A 20,600-nucleotide genomic window follows, 5' to 3' on the forward strand; every position below is an offset into this window, starting at 1 on the left:
CATACGTTGCACTTGTTGCTCCAGGAATGAGCGTTCCACCACTCGTACTATTCGTTGTGTTGCTATACCATTGATAGCTTAACGACACGCCTCCACTTGCTGCTACATTGAGAGTGGATGACTCTCCTACATTGACCGTTTGGTCTGTTGGGTGGGTACCGATGTTTGGCGTTGCTGCATGCGTTAATGCGTTCACTTGTACCTTTGCTACATTACTTGTAGCTGTTGCTGTTTGTTGTCCAGTCGCACTATTATCTGTATTTGTAACTACCACATAATAGTAAGTCGTTCCTGCAGTAACCGTTGATGGGGCATACGTTGCACTTGTTGCTCCAGGAATGAGCGTTCCACCACTCGTACTATTCGTTGTGTTGCTATACCATTGATAGCTTAACGACACGCCTCCACTTGCTGCTACATTGAGAGTGGATGAATCTCCCACATTCACCGTTTGGTCTGTTGGGTGGGTACCGATGTTTGGCGTTGCTGCATGCGTTAATGCGTTCACTTGTACCTTTGCCACATTACTTGTAGCTGTTGCTGTTTTATTTCCAGTCGCACTATTATCTGTATTTGTAACTACCACATAATAGTAAGTCGTTCCTGCAGTACCCGTTGATGGGGCATACGTTGCACTTGTTGCTCCAGGAATGAGCGTTCCACCACTCGTACTATTCGTTATATTTTTATACCATTGATAGCTTAACGACACGCCTCCGCTTGCTGCTACATTGAGAGCGGCTGAATCTCCTACATTCACCGTTTTATCTGTTGGTTGGGTACCGATGCTTGGCGTTGCTGCATGCGTTAATGTGTTCACTTGTACCTTTGCCACATTACTTGTAGCTGTTGCTGTTTTATTTCCAGTCGCACTGCTATCTGTATTTGTAACTACCACATAATAGTAAGTCGTTCCTGCAGTACCCGTTGGTGCTACATACGTTGCACTTGTTGCTCCAGGAATGGGCGTTCCACCACTATTACTATTTGTTGTATTACTGTACCATTGATAGCTCAATGACACGCCTCCACTTGCTGCTACATTGAGAGTGGCTGAACCTCCTACATTCACCGTTTTATCTGTTGGTTGGGTACCGATGTTTGGCGTTGCTGCATGCGTTAATGCGTTCACTTGTACCTTTGCCACATTACTTGTAGCTGTTGCTGTTTTATTTCCAGTCGCACTATTATCTGTATTTGTAACTACCACATAATAGTAAGTCGTTCCTGCAGTACCCGTTGATGGGGCATACGTTGCACTTGTTGCTCCAGGAATGAGCGTTCCACCACTCGTACTATTCGTTATATTTTTATACCATTGATAGCTTAACGATATGCCTCCACTTGCTGCTACATTGAGAGTGGCTGAATCTCCTACATTTACCGTTTTGTCTGTTGGTTGGGTACCTATGTTTGGCGTTGCTGCGCTAACCGGTACTATTGTAAGAGTAAGCGCCGGCCTGTACTCAGGGTAACGGTATTCTTTAGAATAGAGGATAACACCACTTAATCCCCCAGTTGTTTCTCCTTGAAGAATAAACGAAACCTTATCATCCGCTTGGGACTTGATAAAGGATGTAACGTCAATGACATGTGGAGATGGTAGATTAGCGAGATTTCCTACTCGCCCCAGCTCATTAGTATTAGCAGTAGGTATATGTTGATTACTTTCACTCCAAGTATCATCATTAGATCCGTAAACCGCTACAAATGGGTTACCCTGGGATAGACCAACGTTAAAACTCAATTCTGCTTTCACAATTTGGCTTGTTAAGGCTGGTAGAGTAAACTGTAAAGCTCCTCTTATAACTCCATAGTCTGGATCGTATCCGATCTCTATAGACTCCCCATGATATATGCCTGAATTATCATAAGTGATATCATAAGTTGGTTCAACTCTAGTAGTAAATCCTGCAGCATCAGCCTTTGAACCAAAATGGACTAAATTTAGTAGTATAATCATTGCAATCGTTAACACAACATAATTTGTTTTCCTCATAAATCCTCCTCCGAACAAGATTGTAAACAACAAAACACCATATAAAAGATTTCTACGTGTCTTGTCAACATTCCTTTCTCTATGATATATCCCTGATTTTATTATAAAAAGTTTAAATTCAGGTTAAAAAAGAGAAATTTAGTCGTTTTTGAGAAGTGAAATTTTCAATAAGTACTCCAAATTTTAATGAATGGTCTAAAAGATTATCAAAAAATCAAACAGATTCGTAAGGAATCTAAATTTCAACAATCTGTTAGTCCCATTTCTATATCAATAAAGGGGGGGCTTTAGTGTAGTAATGTTTTATAAAACATAAAAAAATAAATTCAAATAACGTTCGCAAATAAAAGTTTGAGCGCAACATAAAAAAACCAAGAATGTTGTCAAAAATCAACGTTTCTTAGCTTTTCTTATGAACATTATCTATACATGTTTTTATGAAGTTTTTTTAAAGTAGTTTACAGCAACAAATTAGTGCATTTTAGGAAATCCTACACTATCCCCTTTTGATTTAATTGTTTGAACGCCCGTTTATATCCTTAAATTATTAAGGGCATTGTATGCATCTTCAATCGCATCCTGATTAACCCCAATGTATTTCAACGTAATGTATGGAGCACTATGATTAAAAATATCTTGAAGCAACGCCACATCCTTTTCGTTCTGATAAACTAGAAAACCAAATGTCTTACGTAATGTATGTATACCGATTTCTTTCAACTCACAGTGATGAGCAGCTTCACGCAAAATATCATAAGCACGTACACGAGTTATTGGCTTGTTCTTTCCCTGCCGTGATTTGAAAAGAAAATCATTTGGTTGCAATGTTGCACAAAAGTCATTTAATAGACGCTGCAGCTTCTTCACGATTGGCACACGCTTCCTCACCGTGTACTTTTTGCTCCGCTGCTTCGCTTTCTTTGTCTTCTGCTCCACGATATAAAAATGATCCTTGCCATATACATCCTTCACACGAATCGTTAAAATATCACTAATCCTTAATCCCGTATAAATACCAAAGCAAAAGAGTAGCTCATCTCTTTTATTCTTGCTGGCCAAAAACTCACGTACTTCAGAAATCTTTTCTAAATCACGTATCAGCTGCACAAAATTCATGAGGACTTCACCTCATCTTCCTGGTAAACCTCAACTCGTAATACTAAAGCTAATTTATACAATGCCTGTGCCTTCATACGATAAAAAGTGCGCTCACTCACATTCAATTCATTAGCAACTTGGTAATTAAACATTGGCACTTCTTCTAAAAATGCCATAATGATTATTTGGCGTTCCTTTTTAGTCAATTTGTAAAAGCCTCGGTTGAAGCGTTCAAAAAACTTTTCGGCTTGCTTATAATGCTCCACATTCTTAACAGCAGCGTTCTCTACTTTTGAGTTCACAGTTCCACCAAAAGACGGCATCTCTAATGTATATTTTGGTGTAATTGTCGGTAAAAGATCTTCGGGTGTCGTAAGTTGATATGTCCGATATTGTCGTAATACTTTTTCAATAGCTTTCTGTGTAGCCTTGCCGTCAATACCTTTTAAAATCTCCATTGTATATACCTCCTCATTTACGGCGAATAACGCTATTTCATCTTGTATAAATGTCACGACGAACACCCATTAAATCCTCAATCTCCCATTTACTAAGCTGCTCTTTCCGCTTATTAGGCTTGCGGTTATTTGTCTTCACCTTTTTCTTTTGATGAAGACCATGTTGCTTAATCTCTAATTGAATCATGCGCAATTGCCTCACCTCTTTCATTCCGAATTGGAATACCCATTTGAACAGTGATTCGATAAAATAAAAAAGAGGACAACAAAAGACGGCAGCGTTTTGCTGCTATCAATTGTTGTCCTCCAGATAGCTGGTAGGTCAGAACTATTATTTTTTATAATCTTCTATAATTATATCCAACATTGAGATAATATATTTTATACTTCTAGTTTTAGCAGTAAATATTTCAAATACTTCCTTTATAAAAATATAAATTACGAAGATTAGAATTATAATTATTAGTGAGAGACCTGCAGAAGAAAAAATCACAGGAAATATTTCTATTATTTTGTTGAAGTATTCTTTAAAACTATCATTGAAATTTGGTATGATTATCGCTGTTATAAAAGCCGATAACATAGACATAATTACTAAAATAAATCGTTTTAAAAAAGCACTCTCTCCCTTAAATACTAAATGATTTTTTAATAATTCATAATTTAAAATATCGTCTCCTAGCTCTTTGTACCATTTGATTGCGTCATCCAATGAACGAGCTGCCACTGCGTCACATTCGTAAAGCCGAAATACAAATACAAAATCTAGCTCTGGAATATTGTAAAAATTTTCGATTTCTTCAAGTCTTTGATGCTCTTCCTCGATTAAATCTTCTAATGTACACAGCACACCATTTTTCAACTTCAACAAAATCATTATCCATATCGTATTTAATTTGGTAAAATGCTTTTTCCTCTGCAGTGTATTCTGGCAACGTGTACGCATCATAGGCAGGACGTGGTAAGTAAACTACATTTCCATCAATCATGTAACTTGTACATTTTTCTAGCCCTGTAATTAAACATAAATGTGATTCGTCAATGATTTTTGCACGAAACTTTATATTATCCATACCGTCACTCCTTTACTCCGCAAAATGTTTCTTATACTACTCAGTATCTGAATAAATTTAACTGTGCAATTACCATCGTCTCACCACCTAGCAACCTCTATAAAAGAAACAATTTGGAATTTGCCATAACAAAAACCGTCGTCTCTAGATCATTAGAAACAACGGTTTTCGTAATTATTCCATCTGGTTAACTTACCTTACTTATACTCCCCTTCTTCCGTTCGATGAGCTCAGAAATCGTTATAAATTCGTACCCTTGATTTTTAAGTGCTGGTAAAATTTCTTCTAGCGCTTTCACGGTTTGACTGCGATCACCACCCGCATCATGAAATAGGATGACATCCCCCGGTTTTGTGCCTTTTAATACTTTATCTACAATTTTGCTTACCCCTGGATTTTTCCAATCCTCTGTATCTTGATGCCACGACCACATGACAACGGTATAACCATTTTTGACCACTGTATTAATCATCGCATCTGTATATTGTCCACCAACAGGACGGAATAAAGTTGGTCTAAATCCGGTAATACTATAAATCGTTTCATTTGTCTTTTTTAGCTCTTCTTCAATTCGTTGTACTGATTGACTGCGTGTATGAGTATATGTGTGATTCGCGATTTCATGCCCCTCACCATACTGTCGTAGCACAACTTCAGGATATTTTTCAGCATATTGACCCACAATAAAAAAAGTGGCTTTTGCCTCATATTGAGCAAGTAAATCTAATATATCCGTTGTGTATTTTTGATCTGGACCATCATCAAATGTAATTGCTACGACTTTTTCACTCGTCTGAATATCCCACACAACCTGCCCTGCTTCTTCATAATAGTGTCTTCCTTTATCCGCATACGATTTATAGCCAAAATAAAACACCGAAATAAAGACAATAAAAATGGAGAACATCGTGATATACTTTCGCTGCAAGCATTGTCACCACCGTTTACTTTAATCTTTGCTACAGAGATGGCTTTAGTATTTGCTGCTTCGCTAAAAAAATGCCTTGAAATAGCTCGTATATTTTTTATTGCTATACACAAAATAAATGTGGTGTTTTCTCACCAACTAACAACGATGGAGGGACTTTTATGAATATTCGTGAAGGTTTAATCCCAGCGATCCTAGGTTCTGCAGTAACAGCAACAGGCTATGCGATGAGACAAAAAGGGAGTAGTTCCAATCAAGCGATAGCGAACACCATTTTAGGCTTCGGCTTAGCCCATATCGTGCTAGGTGCAATTGACCTGGTGGAGCATCGTCGTTAGCATGAAGAGAGCGCAACATTTGCGCTCTCTTTTTAGGTAATATGTTATTTGCACGTGTTTTACATTTACTTTAAATTAACTGTTATTCATTTTGTCCCAAATTTTTGATGCAATTGGATAACAATTTTGAATCGAATATACTTCGTCTACTGACAACATTTTCACAAACACCTCGTGTATGACTACAGCTAATTGTTCAATCGATGTTGCGGTTGGTAGTAACGCTACAATATCTCTTATTTCTGGATGATATTCATCGTCAGGTGTGTGATGTAAAAATCGCTTTGGATCCCAATCATCAATGACTTCTTTTACAATTTGGTAGTAGTTCATCGTATCCCTCTTTTAAAACAATATATTTTGGTTATTTATTCCACAATAGCATATTACTAATCTATATAGCTAGTTTAAGTACGCTCCGTTAAACGAACCATATTATTAGCAACGAGGAGGTTTTATGTAGAAATTTGTAGATATGTGTAGAGTGATGCATGTGGTACAATACTTACATAATCTTTTAAAGTAATTGTGGTAAGAAGGGAATGTACACTACAATGAAAATAGCGCGTAGAATGAAATATTACCTTCTCCGTTTATTTCGACTAAACGCCAGTCCACATCAAGTAGCAGTAGGTTTTACAATGGGACTCATCCCACACTGGTTCCCTACTTTCGGATTAGGTCCCGTCCTATCCATTGGCTTGGCGAAACTAGCAAGAGCGAATACAGTTTCAGCCATTGTAGGCGGTGTTATGGGAACGCCTGCTTGGCCACTTCTGTTTTTGTTAAATTATCAAGTCGGAAGCCTATTACTAGATAGGAAAACTACAGTAGATGAGGTTGAAGATGTCGATTATATCAATGCCCTTTATCATACCGTCGATGGAATAGATAGCATGCATTCCAGTGGCTACTTATTTCTAACTGGGGCAATCATAAATATACTAATTTCCTCTATATTCATTTACTTTATTGTGTATTTCCTCTTTAAGATGTATCGGATGAGGATTTTGCATAAAATTAGATAAAAGGGAACTCTCATTAAACAGAAAGTTCCCTTTTATTCCGCTAGAAAACAGTGCAGTAAAGCTATTAAACAGATGTACGAAAAGATAAAATTGAGATGACTTAACTAAATATAAACACTTTCACATGTTCCAGCTATTGGTTCATAAAAACAATGACTTTTGAATTGACCAGTAAATGGCTGATTATACCATGTTGGCGGACACGGAGCATATGGATTAAAATACCAAAGCGCAAATTTCGCTGGATGTTGTCTCCAATAATCCAAATTCTGCTTTGCTAATTTTTTTTCAGAAGATCGCGCTCTTTGATAAAATAAATTCCCCTTTTGAACCGCTTCAAAAGAATAATTGCCTCCCTGTACCTGATAAATGACTTGTTCAATCGTTCTGACATCTCTAAAGTCTAAACAATCTGCCAGTGCACGATTCACAATGACATTTCCAACATATAACATCCCTTGGTTTCCTTCACCCTCGGCTTCTGCTCGCATCATCCTTGCCATTAAATCAATATCTGCATCTCGGTATTTGATTCTTGGCATTTTTTCACCCCAAAATATAGTATGAAAATAAAACTACATTGGTGTCATTGTTTGTGAAATAAGGATGTTTGCCGTTTTTTCGGTAAGATGTACACTATGACACTCTTTCACGCGTGTTGATTTCCGCTACGGCTGATTCGCTTTCTGTAGGCATGGCTTCAACTATATATGTGCATTTTAATGTTCTAGCATAACGATTGACTTTAAAAATCAGCCTACATATTGCGAAGCTTTTGACTGGATACGCTGATGTTTTGCTCGTACCAGTTTTTTGACCGTTCAATGTCGACAGTTTTAAGATGATTTATATAATTGATTTCGGCTAGTGCGGAAATAAATGGATTTCCAGCTCGGAGCAACATGATGTTGCTCACAAAGGCGTTGCGCTCGTGACGTGGCGACTTTAGCCTTTGATATTTCTCCTGCAGGAGTCGAGTCGCCTCCGCTCCAATCAACCATTCCATTAAAAAATCACGCTAATTCCCCACCAATATTTGTATAATCAACACATCTGACATTCTTTGTTATTACTTATTGAAGTACGATTCTTCACATACATAAAAAATAACGAGGAAAAGACTAATCATGCTTTTCCTCCCCATTCTTCTCTTTAATACATTACATAGTAGCCATTTTTCTACATTCTTCTGCACACATACGGCAAATATCAGCGCATTTTTGACAATGGTCATCTTTAAACATGGAACACTCTTCTGCACATTTACTACAAATTTTTGCACACAGCTCACAATGTTCTTTAGAAAACTGTCCATTCATTGACATCATTGATACTGACATTTCACACATCATCGCGCATTCAACAAGTGTGCTTACACAATTTTTCCGTGCGTTTAAGTCGGGTTCATTTAAACATGCATTAAAACACTCATAACAAGCCTGTACACATTTTAAACATGCATCAATACATGCTTGAAATTTGTCATTATTATTTGTTACTACACCCATACTAAAAACCTCGCTCTTCATCATATTTTTCAAACAATCATATGATTTGCGAAAGAAGAGGTTTTATTCTTATTTTTTAAACTCCCCTTTAATTAATAAAAACTACATTTTAGAATCGCTAGTTTTCATCTGACCATTGCTAATTTTAGGAGATGGCTGCGAATTATACACTCTTGAATATGGTGGGATTGAATGTGTTACCCAAATATTACTACCTAGAATGGAATCATGACCAATCTTTGTTTCTCCTCCTAAAATTGTAGCGCCCGCATAAATAATGACATTGTCTTCAATGTCCGGATGACGCTTAATGCCTTTAATCGGGTTACCATTTTCATCAAGTGGGAAACTTAACGCCCCCAATGTAACCCCTTGATAGATTTTCACGTTTTTCCCAATCGTACATGTTTCACCAATGACGACACCTGTTCCGTGATCGATAAAGAACGATTCACCAATTGATGCACCTGGATGAATATCAATCCCTGTTAATTGATGTGTATATTCAGACATAATGCGCGGAACAATTTTCACATCTAATTTATACAGCTCATGCGCAATACGATGAATGCACATCGCAATAATAGACGGATAACTTAATAAGATTTCTTCTGTAGAAACAGCAGCTGGATCCCCGTTATAGGCAGCTTGAATATCAGTTTGAATGAGTTGACGAATTGTCGGGAGCTTATTAATGAGCGTCATCACAATATCATCCGCTTGTTCTCTACACTCTTTTTCGCTGTATACAGATTCCGTCATATTCTGGTTATAAATCATTACTTTTTCAAGAATATCGCGTAAATCTAACGCAGCTTCTCTTAAATTATTACTAATTTCAACATTCAATCTTGTCTCATCAATCGGCTGACAATTATAAAAACCTGGAAACAATACGGCCTGGAACTTATGAAGCACTTTATAAATTTTATCTTTTCCTGAAAAACCAATCGAATTTTCAATATCAACATATTGTTGATTGATTTCATTCAGCGCGTGCGCGATATTCGGCACTTCTGTGTTTAACCACTCATTTAATTTCATTGTCTTTTTCTCCCCGAATTTTCTATTATATAATTGCTATTTTAACTCAATCCTTCTTTTTATACTAATCTCATTTCAAAAAAAGTTTCTTGTGAGGGTCAAATAAACTATTTGTTACTTCCTCAACATTGGTATTTTAATGCGGACCGTTGTGCCTTTGTCTTTTTGCGAATCAATAAAGATGCCGTAGGGAGAGCCGTAATAAAGTTTAATACGTTCATCTACATTTTTAATGCCTACACCGCCAAGCTTGACTTGTTTTTCTCCGCGTTCCTTATCCAATTGTTTGACGTCAAAGCCTTCTCCATTATCTCGCACTGTCAGCTCTATAACGTTCTCGTTCTGTGAAGCACTGACCCAAATATACCCTGTACGGTCAATGCTTCGAATGCCATGGTAAAGAGCATTTTCAACAATGGGCTGTAAAATCAGTTTGGGTACTTGTACATTCCGCAAAGCTTCCTCACAGTCAATCGAATAATTCAACTGTTCACCGTAACGTTCTTTTTGAATAAATAAATACTGCCGGACATGATCTAACTCATTTTCTACTGTTGTCATATCATTCCCACCGCTGAGCGATAAACGGAAAAATTGCGCCAGTGCTTTGGTCATGTCAATTACCTTTTCACTGTCATTAAACTCCGCCATCCAAATAATTGTATCTAACGTATTGTATAAGAAATGCGGGTTTATTTGACTATGCAGTGCACTAATCTCAGACGCTCTTAAATGCTGTTCTTTTTCTGTAATTTCTTGCATTAATTTTTCAATTTGAACAATCATCGAATTAAAATGCTTCGCTAAGCTTTGGGCTTCGTAACAACCTTTTTCATCAATCGGCACTGTTTTTAATCCTTGCTCAATATTTTGCATCGCCTTTTCTAAGCGCTGGAAAGGCGTCGTTATGCGCCCAGCAAATAATGCCACACTCACTGTAGCAATAATAAATAGAACTACCCCTACGAGTAAAAAGATTTCGAGTAACTGCCTTTTCATCATTAACAGTGCGTCTTGTGAAGAGACACCAACAAATGTCCAATCTGCATTTTCCAGCTTGTATGTGTGCGTCAATGTATTTTGTGCTGCGTCATACCATGCTTGATCATTCACAATACGCTGGAGCTCTTGCTGTTTTGTATCATCCTCAAAATACATCGTATCTTTATGGTAAACGACTTCCCCGTTGTCATTCATAATGAAAGAAAACCCATTCTTCCCTAAATCCAAGTCAGCTAAGTAATCTTCAATTACGGTATATTGAATATCAATTAGGAGCACACCGATATTTTTACCAGCGCTGTTCGTAATTTCCCGACTAATAGAAATCACCCAATTGTCTTTATCCATTGAAAATTGTTGCATCCGCGCAGATGTCAAGACCGGTTTGCTACCACTATTCATTGCAGCTACATACCACTGTTCCTGCATCATATTGCTCGACATACTCATAATTAGCCCTGTTTCATTGGACAGTACTTCCCCGTCTTTACTCACAATAACAACCGATTGAATAAATGGATCGGTCGCCATCGTTGTCCGAATCGTGGACAGTACATCTTTCTTTACAGCAGCATCTCGCTCCGGACTTGAAAAATAAGATACGAGTTGCGGATTTTCCGCCAGTAAATCCGCGACGGCTTTAAGACGATCGATGTACAGTTCAATGTACATACCACTTTGCTCAACCGCTGCTTTCGTGTTGGCTGTCGCTTCACGTAATACAATAGAGGACATACTGACATATAAAATACAGCCAATTAATAATAAAATGAGCGCACTTGCCTTTAAATAATGCAAGGCAATTTGCATCCGTAATGTTTTCATCATCGTGAACTTCTTCATCTTGATTCACTCATTTTTTCTCTAAACTGATTCGGTGAAACATGACATTTCCTCTTGAATGTAGCACTAAAATAATTAGGATCTTCAAAGCCTACCGCCGCAGCAATTTCATATATTTTTAAATCCGTACTTAGCAATAAAATTTTCGCTCGGTCTAGGCGAATTTTCAGCATATAATCTTGAAAATTCGTACCGAACAATGTTTTAAACAAACCACTCAAATAAGAGTTACTTAACGCCATCTGTTTAGCTAAATAGCTTAAAGAAAAATCGATATTCGCAATATTTTCTTCCAATTCTTTTTGAATTTTGGCTTTATAGCCCGTATCATCATGCGCTGGGGCATCTTTCAATAGCTCCCCAACAAGGCGCGATACTTCGGTTTGATTTTGTAATGCTTGCCGCTTTTCAATTAGCCTTTTTAATGTTTCCTGAATATCTTTTTTCGAGACTGGCTTTAATACATAGTCATCAATTCCAGCCTTTAAAGCCGTTACCGCATAATCAAAATAATCATAACCGGTAATAATGGCGATTTTCACATCTGGTTTTATAGCTTTTGCGGCAACCGAAAAATCAAGCCCATTCATTTTTGGCATATTAATATCGGCTAAAACAAAATCAGGTAAATACTGTTTAAAAAGTTCAAGTGCTGCCTCTCCGTTCGATGCCTCGAACACTTCCGAAATCGAGAGCGCCTCAAAATCAACTAACGAGCGTATGCCTTTCAGGATGATCGGTTCATCATCCACGACTAATAGTTTATACATGATATTCACCTTTTTCTGGAAATATAAAACAAAGAGACCGTCTGAAAAGATACGTTGCGACGGAACCTTTGTTAATGGATGATGATGAAGGGGGTGTTCTGAAAGCTTTTACTTTCTGGACACCCCCTCGAAATCTTATATTCATTTTACAGCATATGATGTTATTTTGTTAGATGAATTAAATAGTCATAGCCGGCTGCTTCCATTTCCTCTTGCGGAATGAATTTAATCGCAGCACTATTAATACAATAGCGCAATCCACCACGATCTTTAGGGCCATCATTAAATACATGCCCTAAATGGCTATCACCTGTACGACTTCTTACTTCTGTTCGCACCATATTATAACTCGTATCTTCAAATTCAAGCACGACTGCTGGATCGATTGGCTTTGTAAAGCTTGGCCAGCCACACATAGAGTCATATTTATCGGCTGATGAAAACAGCGGCTCCCCTGTGACAACATCTACATAAATACCTGGCTCAAATAAGTCCCAATATTCATTAGAAAAAGCCCGTTCTGTATCACTTCCTTGCGTCACTTCATATTGTTCCTTCGTTAACATCTTTTTAATCTCTTCATCACTTGGCTTCGGATAAAGTGCTGGATCAATTAGTGATGGAATTTCTTGATTTTCCAACGCATCAAACTCTACATGACAATAGCCATTTGGATTTTTTTCAAGATAATCTTGGTGATACTCTTCTGCTAGCGTAAAGTTACGTAGTGGCTCCACTTCTGTTACGATTGGTTCATCGTAGCGCTCTTGCTCTTTTGCTATGATTTGATCAATCACTACTTTATCGGCTTCATTTGTATAATAAACACCTGTACGGTATTGTGTACCACGGTCATTTCCTTGTTGATTTAATAATGTCGGGTCAATGATGCCAAAGAAATGCGTTAATAGCTTTTCTAAAGACACACGCTCTGGATCATAGCGTACATGAACCGTTTCGGCGTGACCTGTATTTTTTCGAATCACATCTTCATATGTTGGATTTTCTGTATCGCCATTTGCATAACCAGACGTTACATCATATACACCATAAACACGCTCCATATATGCTTCTACACCCCAGAAACAACCACCTGCTAAATAAATTTCGGCTAATTGATCTGTATCAAAGCTTAAATTCACGTTTGGATTCGGTGGATATTTCGAATCTGCTTGAACAGGATTTGAACTACCTGTTAATGTTGACGTCACATTGGAACATGCTGCTAACAACAGGACGATTCCAATGAAAGTCCCAACTAATTTGATATTCATATATCGTTTCCCTCCCTATTCAATTCCTTTAAATGTTTCAATAATATGTTCATTGCTTACATGTCCCGGTAACGTTTGAATGAGTGTACCATCTGAGCCAATATAAGACGATGTAGGATATGCTCGTACGCCAAATTGTTTTGCAACCGTACCATCTTCATCTAATAACACTGTTATGTTTGACGCTTCTTCTACACCGCTGAACCATTTAATAAAAGCATCAGTCTTTTTTTCATTGTTAAAGCCAGGTGATACAATCGTTAATACGACGAAATCTTGTTCTTCTCCAGCTAATGTATTTAATTCTTCTAAGCCAGCTAAGCAAATGGAACACCAGGAAGCCCAAAATTTCACATATACTTTTTGCCCTTTGTAATCTGCGAGATTATGCGTTTTTCCGTTGACATCGACTAATTCAAAAGTCGGTGCCTCACTCCCTTCATTTTTAGCTACCTTATCCGTATTATTCGAATTTTTAGTTTCGCCCGAGCAAGCCCCTAACATCAAGACAGCAGCTAACAGCACGATCATCTTTTTTAAATTGTTCAAACTCATGCTCCTCTCTTATTGTGGAATAATCGTTAATAGTAAATTTAAGTTATTCGTCATCAGCACAATACCCATCAAAATAATGATGACGCCGCCTGCAATTTTCATTTTATTTGCATGCTGATTGAGTTTTTTTAGATGTCGTAGCAGCACATCTGAAAAAATAGCAACAAGTAAAAAAGGAATTAATAATCCAAGTGCATAAATAAACATCATTAATGCACCAAACGCTGCATGCCCTTCACTTGCGGATAACCCTAGTACAGCCCCTAGAACCGGACCAATGCAAGGTGTCCAGCCCATACTAAACGTAAACCCTAATAAATAGGTGCCTAGTAAATCGCGTTTATTACTTCTTTTTAACTGGACTTTATTCTCTTTATGAAGCACGGCAAATTTGAATACCCCTATTTGATGTAAGCCAAGCAGCACAACGACTGCACCACAAGCGACGAGAAACCAGTCTGCCTGAATGACTGAACCTAGAAGACCCGCGCCAAACCCTAGGATTACAAAGCTCGTAGAAAGACCAAATACAAACACCATCGTCTTAAAAATCAAATATACATTCACTCGCCATTTCCCAATCGTCACAACATGTCGATCAGACGTACCGATTTCATTTGTTGACAGCACGGATATATAAACCGGCAACAATGGCAAAATACAAGGCGACAGAAAAGAGAGAATGCCCGCAATAAAAACCGTACTAAATAACAGCTGCTCACCTACCATAAGAGCACCACCTTTCTCTTGTATAGTGTTATAGTAAGAAAAATGAATAACGAAGAACATAGAATCATTTCACATAACTCTTAGAAATCATCCTATACCGATAAAAATTTTAACCGAACACACTATACAAAAAAGCCTGCTAGAAATGAATCTAACAGACCTTTAATGGATGGCACTATTTACACCAATGCTTCTTTTAACGCATTCGCTGTAATTTTATAATGGGTCGCTTGCCAAACTGCTTGACCGTTTTGAATAATAATCGCTTGCGGTGAGGCATGTTGTACTTGTAAATCCTTAGCGATTTCATTTGAGACATCGCGATGCTCAATCACCTTTACTAAATAGGCATCCGCTAATTCCACCGATGTAAACTCACGATAAGCTGCCGCGCTAATCGGGCATGTCGTACTATGCTTAAATACAACAATCGGCTGTTCATTGGATGTAGCTAAAATATGTTGCCACTGATTAATATCTACAATTTCTGTATAATTCACTTTATCTTGCCTCCTTCTACACGCTTTAAAACCATTCTTAACTCATTTTAATCGTTAAAAGAGGAATTTTCCAATTTGTTGTTTGATTATATGGATATTGTGAGACATTCACAATCATTGCTATACTGTGTATTATCAAAACAAAGCTCCCCTACTTAGACCGGGTGAAATGGCAAGTGGGGAGCTTATTTAGGTTTGATTTAATTTTTAAGATGATACAGTAGCTTTCTTTGGATACTTATATATTGAGAAAGCTCTTCTTCTGTCAAAACGGAATAAATTGTTTCATAATATTTTTGACCAAGCATTTCGGCTTCTTTTAATATAGCGATCCCTTCGTTTGTAACCTCAAAGGAGATACTTCGACGGTCGTGTGGATCAGCAAAGCTTGTAATATAGCCCGCTTGTAGTAGCTTATTCGAAATAGCGGTAATGCTGCTTTTTGAGTAGCCCAATTTATTAGCTAATTGGATTGGCTGGCATTTTTTTTGCTTCTTTATTTCGCTTAGCACGATGATGGACGATATTCCAATTGGTTTTGATAAGCTATCGGTATATTGAATAATACTCGCATTGTTTACCTGCTCGACCATATTGACTAATTCGTAAATACTTGGTTTCTTCATTATGATATCCCTCGATTTTAACGTAGTTGAACTGAACCACCATCAACCATAATTGTTTGTCCTGTAATATAGCGAGCATCTTCTGAAGCGAGGAAAACCGCTACACGACCGATATCCTCTTCTGGCTCACCCCAGCGACCAAGTGGAATGCGAGATAAGCTATCCTGATACATTTCAGGGAACTGCTTAGCCCATGCTTCTACCCCAGGACTTTTCGCAATTGGGCTGATTAAGTTGATATTAATATTATACTTGCCCCATTCATTTGCAGCAACACGTGTAATACCGCGGATTGCTTCTTTTGCAGCTGCATATGCTCCTTGTGTTGGTTGACCAGCTAAACCTGCGCCAGATGCAAAGTTAATAATAGAGCCTTCTGTTTCTTTTAAGTACGGTAATGCTGCTTTCATTAAGTAGAAAGTTGGGTAGAAACCAGTACCAAATGATAGATCGAAGTCTTCTTGTGTTAACTCTTCAAACGGTTTTTGTGTAGATGCATGTGCATTGTTCACTAACACATCTAGCTTACCAAACTTTTCTACAACAGTAGTTACGATATTTGGTAAGTTTGCTACATCAAATAAGTCACCATTGAAGTAAATCGATTGTGGTGAATATTCGTGTACTTTTGCTAGCACTTTCTGACCCGCTTCTTCATTAATATCTACTAGCGCAAGGATAGCGCCCTCTTTTGCCATTGCCATCGCCATACCTGTTGCGATACCACCAGCACCACCCGTAATAATAACAACTTTATCTTGTAATCGCATTATAAAATCCCCTCTTTCTCATTTATTCGACTTCATTATAACGTCATATAGTTCACAAGTAAACTGTTCAGAAAATTTATGAAATTACACTTTATCTTTTCTCTTCCAGGTGATAGTTCCTACTTCAATCAAACTAAACTTCAACAATTGAAGACATTACATAGTCGGTGATTTCGACTTATCAATGCAAAATAATATCTTCAATAAAAATACGGCATACACTCAAGTAAAACCCGAGCATATGCCGTTTATTGATTAATCTAAAGGCGTTAACATCGCTTCAATTTCTTCTCTACGATGTTCGAACTTTGGCGGTAGATGTAGCTTTTCACCTAACGTCTCGATATCCCCCGCAATCGTAAAGCCTGGTTCATCTGTCGCGAGTTCAAATAAAATATTGTTTGCATCACGGAAGTATACACTTTCGAAGTAATGGCGATCAACTACGTTTGAAGTTGTTACGCCGCGCGCCTTTAGCAACTCATCGAAATGCTTTAGTTGCGCCACATTTTCCACACGAATCGCTACGTGGTGCACACTTCCTCTTCCTGGCTTTTCAGCTGGACCATCCTCTTCTATCAACACAAGCTCGCTAAATACCCCGCCCGCTTCCGTTTGAATAATCGTTTGACTGCCTTTTTGTTCTACTACTTCATAGCCGAAAAGTTCATGTAGTACTTCCACCGTCGCTTTCGGATTACGCACCTTCAACTCCACACTCGCCATGCCCAAAATACGATGCTCTTTCGGAACGTCACTTTTCTCCCAAGCTTCCCAGTGAGCTGGTAGCACTGTATTTTTCGGTACAACAAGTAATACCATTTCAAGCATTTCGTGATCTCGGAAATGAAGTGCCGCTTTATTCGCATATTCCGTTACTTCTGCATGAAACGCAACACCGAACCGAGTGAAGCGCTCTTTCCAATAATCCAAGCTTTCTACTGTTGGTACAAATAAGCCAATACGTGAAATGCTATTTGTCCCTTTATGTGTCTGACCCGCATTTGGAATTTCAAAAAACGTTAATTCTGTTCCTGGTGACCCTGTTCGATCCCCGAAAAATAAATGGTACATATTAGGTGAGTCTTGATTTACCGTCATATTCACACGGCGTAAGCCTAATACGTTTGTATAAAATGCGTTATTACGCTTGGCATCTTTCGTAATCATGGAAATATGGTGATGTCCGTTAATATTCATATTGAGTGCCTCCTTTAGTTTAGAAATAAAAGAGATTGCTTTTATATCGTTTCATTTTACCTAGTATTACATCCTCCCCAAGTTCATCTGCTAAGTGTAAAACGATTCATATTGGCTAATACTTGACTGCGAATTTGCTGCAAGTATTGTTGGGGTAATGGATGTCGCTCATGTCATTTAGTAGGCGTTAAGTAGGCTATCTTATTTTTTATTACGAATGCATTCATTTGATTGAGTAATTTCATCATCTTAAACGCCCTCCTATTTATGCGAGTGTAAAATATCTTGAATTCAAGATATTTGTTAATTGAAATATAACACGCAGCATTTTACATGTCAACTGCTGGAAAGTGATGCGTGTTATGTGTGTAATTTATTTGATTTTCGATGTATTTGAGCTGAAATCATCCGCTATTTTTATGCTGAAATTTATATGTAAATCGCCGGTTTTGTTCATGAAATTTACCCTTTTTGTATCAAAATGAACATAAATAAGTGACAATGGGGATTTAAGAGAATTCTAAAATGGCACTTATTTTACCGTTTCCTCCACTTAAACCCTACAATTCATTCAAAAAATCATTGTAATCAGCTAGTAATGGAGAAAATGAACGCTGTTGCTTTGCATTTCGTTTAACCCATCCCGAATAAATAGGCTGGAGAAATGCCTACCCCTAGCGCTTTATTAGCTGCTTAAAAAATGAAGGGTGATTTTTTAAATCGTATTTTATGCAAATGAACGATTTTGATATACAACTTATTTGAAAATAAGTGTCAAATCCTTTCGACACTTATTTATTTTTAAGTCGTATATGAATTTTATTAAATGACAAAATCACGGTTTATAAAATGGGGAATTCAATTTTGTTGTGTGTATTTTTGAGAAACGATTTCACACTTAATTTACAATAAGCTATTGAAACAAATTTTATATTTCGTTATCCCTACTTAACATGATGAGCCTATTCAATAGCCTTTTTCAAAAGGTAATGTCACTATAAATTTTGTTCCCTTTTGTAGTTCGCTCTCTACTGTGATAACCCCCTCATGCGCTTCAATCAAACTTTTGACAATCGCCATCCCTAAGCCTGTCCCTTCAGATTTTTGTTCTGTTGTCGTCCCCCGATAATACCGATTAAACAAATTTTGTTGTGTTTTCTCTGTCATACCTATTCCATTATCTTGAATGCTTATCGTTAACTTATCTTGTTTTTTTTCTACTATCGTTGTAATCATAACAGGCGCTTCATTATGAATGACTGCGTTCATATAAATGTTTTGCAGTGCTCGTTTTAACAATTGTGGGTCAAACTTTATAGCTAACTCGTTCATTTCTGTTTGCAATTCAAAGTGGTGCTTTTGTGCACGTAAGTCACTGCTAATATCGGCCAAAACTTGTTGGACGAACGATATCATATTTTGTGTTGTTTTATGAATAGGTACTGACTGTGAGCCGTCGAAATGCATTGATAAATTCAAGTCTTGTACAAGTTGCTCCATATGTGTCCCCTTATCATCGATTTCTTGAATGAAACCGCGCTGCTCCTCTTTTGACCAATGATAATCCGTGTTTAATAACAATTTAGAATAACCTTTAATATATGTTAAAGGTGTTTTCAAATCATGTGAAATGCCGGCAATCCATTCCCGCTTTACTTTCTCTAGTTGAGTCCGCTCGACCTTTGCTTTTTGCAATTGATCCTGCATATGATTCAGTTGCCTGATGACTTCTTGATATAAACGAAAGCGCATTTTCAGTTTTTGTTTACGCGTATAAATTTTTTCCCTCTCTTTAAATAAAGAAAAATCTTCATTTGCTAATTGGTCAATCCATTTCATAATAAGTAACAAGGGGCTGGCAAAATACCAACCAAACCAGATGATACACAATACTGTATCAACCCCCATAATAATCATGACAAACCATTCATAGCTTTCATCACCAAGCCCTAGTTTCGGTAAAATCCCTTCCATGACGAACGGCACTGTAACTGCTAAAAGTAATAACCAAATGACAAATCCAAGTAATAAATGTAGAACAAAGCGTTGTTGGATTTTCATTTAGCATCACCTATCGATGGAATGAATTTATAACCAATACCTCGTAAATTCACGATCACAGTTGGATTTCTAGTATTATCGCCTAGCTTTTTACGTAACTTTGCAATATGAATGGTTACGGTTTTTTCCTCACCAAACACATCTTCTCCCCATACACGTTCATAAATTTGTGTGGTAGTAAATACTCGATTGGGATTTTCACAAAAGAAACGAAGTAATTCTAACTCTTTTGCTGTAGCTTGAACGACTTCCCCATCTACAGTTAATAAAGCCTCATCTGGTGTAAATGTAAACGTGTTATATACATAGTTTTTCATTTCAGATTGTATCGCCTTTTTTTCGTACTCACGCTGTCGACGTAAAATGGCACGTATTCTTGCTACAACTTCAAGTGGATTAAATGGTTTTGTAATATAATCGTCTCCTCCTACACTCAGTCCTGTTAATTTATCGAAATCACTAGAACGTGCACTAATAAATAATATCGGTGCTACCGTTTGCTGACGAATGGCTGAACATAATGCAAAGCCATCACCATCTGGTAACATGACATCCAATAGAATAATATCGAAATTTTTCTCTGTTAAAGCTTGCAGTGCCGCCGCTTTCGTTGTGGCGGTTGTAATATATATAAAATGCTCTTTTTGCAATGTGATTTCGAGCATTTTTAAAATACCCACTTCATCATCTACAATTAAAATTTTTGCATCATCTGTCATATGATTCCCTCTCTTCTATATCTATCCTAACAAGTTTTTCCACCAATACCTACACTTTAAGTAAAAATTACGTACAT

At 37.4% G+C, this 20,600-nt stretch carries 23 protein-coding genes and 1 pseudogene; 2 read left to right on the forward strand and 22 right to left on the reverse strand.

Annotation, left to right across the window (positions count from 1 at the left end; translation table 11 throughout):
- The 7 genes and pseudogenes from AAGS61_RS07110 to AAGS61_RS07140 all read right to left on the reverse strand — a co-directional run.
- Positions 1-1,999, reverse strand: a pseudogene (locus tag AAGS61_RS07110) (hypothetical protein); the annotation flags it as partial.
- 531 nt (positions 2,000-2,530) lie between these two features.
- On the reverse strand, positions 2,531-3,115 hold the full coding sequence (locus tag AAGS61_RS07115; protein WP_391369363.1) for a tyrosine-type recombinase/integrase: 585 nt from the start codon (positions 3,113-3,115) through the stop codon (positions 2,531-2,533).
- Positions 3,112-3,555 carry an ArpU family phage packaging/lysis transcriptional regulator gene (locus AAGS61_RS07120; protein ID WP_391369366.1) on the reverse strand — a complete coding sequence of 148 codons (444 nt, stop codon included), beginning with the start codon at positions 3,553-3,555 and terminating at the stop codon, positions 3,112-3,114. Before AAGS61_RS07120 ends, AAGS61_RS07115 begins: the two co-directional genes overlap by 4 nt.
- Before the next feature lie 37 nt (positions 3,556-3,592).
- Positions 3,593-3,748, reverse strand: coding sequence for a hypothetical protein (locus AAGS61_RS07125; protein ID WP_391369369.1), 156 nt, complete (start codon positions 3,746-3,748; stop codon positions 3,593-3,595).
- A gap of 138 nt (positions 3,749-3,886) precedes the next feature.
- The gene (locus tag AAGS61_RS07130; protein ID WP_391369371.1) at positions 3,887-4,417 is read right to left on the reverse strand and encodes a hypothetical protein; all 531 of its coding nucleotides are present in this window, start codon (positions 4,415-4,417) and stop codon (positions 3,887-3,889) included.
- Positions 4,356-4,628 carry a hypothetical protein gene (locus AAGS61_RS07135; protein WP_391369374.1) on the reverse strand — a complete coding sequence of 91 codons (273 nt, stop codon included), beginning with the start codon at positions 4,626-4,628 and terminating at the stop codon, positions 4,356-4,358. Before AAGS61_RS07135 ends, AAGS61_RS07130 begins: the two co-directional genes overlap by 62 nt.
- 187 nt (positions 4,629-4,815) lie before the next feature.
- Entirely contained in the window at positions 4,816-5,556 is a 741-nt protein-coding gene (locus AAGS61_RS07140) for a polysaccharide deacetylase family protein (RefSeq protein WP_391369377.1), read from the reverse strand.
- A gap of 161 nt (positions 5,557-5,717) precedes the next feature.
- Between AAGS61_RS07140 and AAGS61_RS07145 the strand changes: the two genes are divergently transcribed.
- Positions 5,718-5,894 (forward strand): asparagine synthase, encoded by a 177-nt coding sequence (locus AAGS61_RS07145; protein WP_391369380.1) that lies wholly within the window; start codon positions 5,718-5,720, stop codon positions 5,892-5,894.
- Positions 5,895-5,969: 75 nt separating this feature from the next.
- Here the strand turns inward: AAGS61_RS07145 and AAGS61_RS07150 are convergent, their stop codons facing one another.
- On the reverse strand, positions 5,970-6,227 hold the full coding sequence (locus tag AAGS61_RS07150) for a DUF1871 family protein (protein ID WP_391369383.1): 258 nt from the start codon (positions 6,225-6,227) through the stop codon (positions 5,970-5,972).
- A 221-nt stretch (positions 6,228-6,448) separates the two neighbouring features.
- Between AAGS61_RS07150 and AAGS61_RS07155 the strand changes: the two genes are divergently transcribed.
- Positions 6,449-6,922, forward strand: a complete 474-nt coding sequence (locus AAGS61_RS07155) for a DUF2062 domain-containing protein (protein ID WP_391369386.1) — start codon at positions 6,449-6,451, stop codon at positions 6,920-6,922.
- A gap of 104 nt (positions 6,923-7,026) precedes the next feature.
- Here the strand turns inward: AAGS61_RS07155 and AAGS61_RS07160 are convergent, their stop codons facing one another.
- The 14 genes from AAGS61_RS07160 to AAGS61_RS07225 form a co-directional block, all read right to left on the reverse strand.
- Positions 7,027-7,464 carry a cell wall hydrolase gene (locus AAGS61_RS07160; RefSeq protein WP_391369389.1) on the reverse strand — a complete coding sequence of 146 codons (438 nt, stop codon included), beginning with the start codon at positions 7,462-7,464 and terminating at the stop codon, positions 7,027-7,029.
- A 618-nt stretch (positions 7,465-8,082) separates the two neighbouring features.
- Positions 8,083-8,430, reverse strand: a complete 348-nt coding sequence (locus AAGS61_RS07165) for a four-helix bundle copper-binding protein (RefSeq protein WP_391369392.1) — start codon at positions 8,428-8,430, stop codon at positions 8,083-8,085.
- Positions 8,431-8,532: 102 nt separating this feature from the next.
- Complete coding sequence (epsC, locus tag AAGS61_RS07170) at positions 8,533-9,474, reverse strand: serine O-acetyltransferase EpsC (protein WP_391369395.1); 942 nt, start codon at positions 9,472-9,474, stop codon at positions 8,533-8,535.
- 114 nt (positions 9,475-9,588) lie between these two features.
- The gene (locus AAGS61_RS07175; RefSeq protein ID WP_391369398.1) at positions 9,589-11,319 is read right to left on the reverse strand and encodes a cache domain-containing sensor histidine kinase; all 1,731 of its coding nucleotides are present in this window, start codon (positions 11,317-11,319) and stop codon (positions 9,589-9,591) included.
- Positions 11,316-12,089 (reverse strand): response regulator transcription factor, encoded by a 774-nt coding sequence (locus AAGS61_RS07180; RefSeq protein WP_391369400.1) that lies wholly within the window; start codon positions 12,087-12,089, stop codon positions 11,316-11,318. The genes AAGS61_RS07175 and AAGS61_RS07180 overlap by 4 nt, the downstream gene beginning before the upstream one ends.
- Before the next feature lie 161 nt (positions 12,090-12,250).
- Positions 12,251-13,363: a bifunctional peptide-methionine (S)-S-oxide reductase MsrA/peptide-methionine (R)-S-oxide reductase MsrB gene (gene msrAB, locus AAGS61_RS07185; protein WP_391369403.1), complete on the reverse strand. Its 1,113-nt coding sequence runs from the start codon at positions 13,361-13,363 to the stop codon at positions 12,251-12,253.
- A gap of 15 nt (positions 13,364-13,378) precedes the next feature.
- Positions 13,379-13,912 carry a redoxin family protein gene (locus tag AAGS61_RS07190; RefSeq protein WP_391369406.1) on the reverse strand — a complete coding sequence of 178 codons (534 nt, stop codon included), beginning with the start codon at positions 13,910-13,912 and terminating at the stop codon, positions 13,379-13,381.
- A 15-nt stretch (positions 13,913-13,927) separates the two neighbouring features.
- Positions 13,928-14,647, reverse strand: coding sequence for a cytochrome c biogenesis protein CcdA (locus tag AAGS61_RS07195; protein ID WP_391369408.1), 720 nt, complete (start codon positions 14,645-14,647; stop codon positions 13,928-13,930).
- A gap of 179 nt (positions 14,648-14,826) precedes the next feature.
- On the reverse strand, positions 14,827-15,147 hold the full coding sequence (ytxJ, locus tag AAGS61_RS07200) for a bacillithiol system redox-active protein YtxJ (RefSeq protein ID WP_391369410.1): 321 nt from the start codon (positions 15,145-15,147) through the stop codon (positions 14,827-14,829).
- A 200-nt stretch (positions 15,148-15,347) separates the two neighbouring features.
- Positions 15,348-15,773 carry a MarR family winged helix-turn-helix transcriptional regulator gene (locus AAGS61_RS07205; protein ID WP_391369413.1) on the reverse strand — a complete coding sequence of 142 codons (426 nt, stop codon included), beginning with the start codon at positions 15,771-15,773 and terminating at the stop codon, positions 15,348-15,350.
- 17 nt (positions 15,774-15,790) lie between these two features.
- Positions 15,791-16,543: an SDR family NAD(P)-dependent oxidoreductase gene (locus AAGS61_RS07210; protein ID WP_391369416.1), complete on the reverse strand. Its 753-nt coding sequence runs from the start codon at positions 16,541-16,543 to the stop codon at positions 15,791-15,793.
- A 255-nt stretch (positions 16,544-16,798) separates the two neighbouring features.
- On the reverse strand, positions 16,799-17,743 hold the full coding sequence (locus AAGS61_RS07215; protein WP_391369419.1) for a ring-cleaving dioxygenase: 945 nt from the start codon (positions 17,741-17,743) through the stop codon (positions 16,799-16,801).
- A 966-nt stretch (positions 17,744-18,709) separates the two neighbouring features.
- On the reverse strand, positions 18,710-19,804 hold the full coding sequence (locus tag AAGS61_RS07220; protein ID WP_391369422.1) for a sensor histidine kinase: 1,095 nt from the start codon (positions 19,802-19,804) through the stop codon (positions 18,710-18,712).
- Positions 19,801-20,523, reverse strand: a complete 723-nt coding sequence (locus AAGS61_RS07225) for a response regulator transcription factor (RefSeq protein ID WP_391369425.1) — start codon at positions 20,521-20,523, stop codon at positions 19,801-19,803. The genes AAGS61_RS07220 and AAGS61_RS07225 overlap by 4 nt, the downstream gene beginning before the upstream one ends.
- Positions 20,524-20,600: the final 77 nt, after the last annotated feature.

It is taken from the genome of Lysinibacillus sp. KU-BSD001 (genome assembly GCF_042920265.1).
GTDB lineage: Bacteria > Bacillota > Bacilli > Bacillales_A > Planococcaceae > Lysinibacillus_B.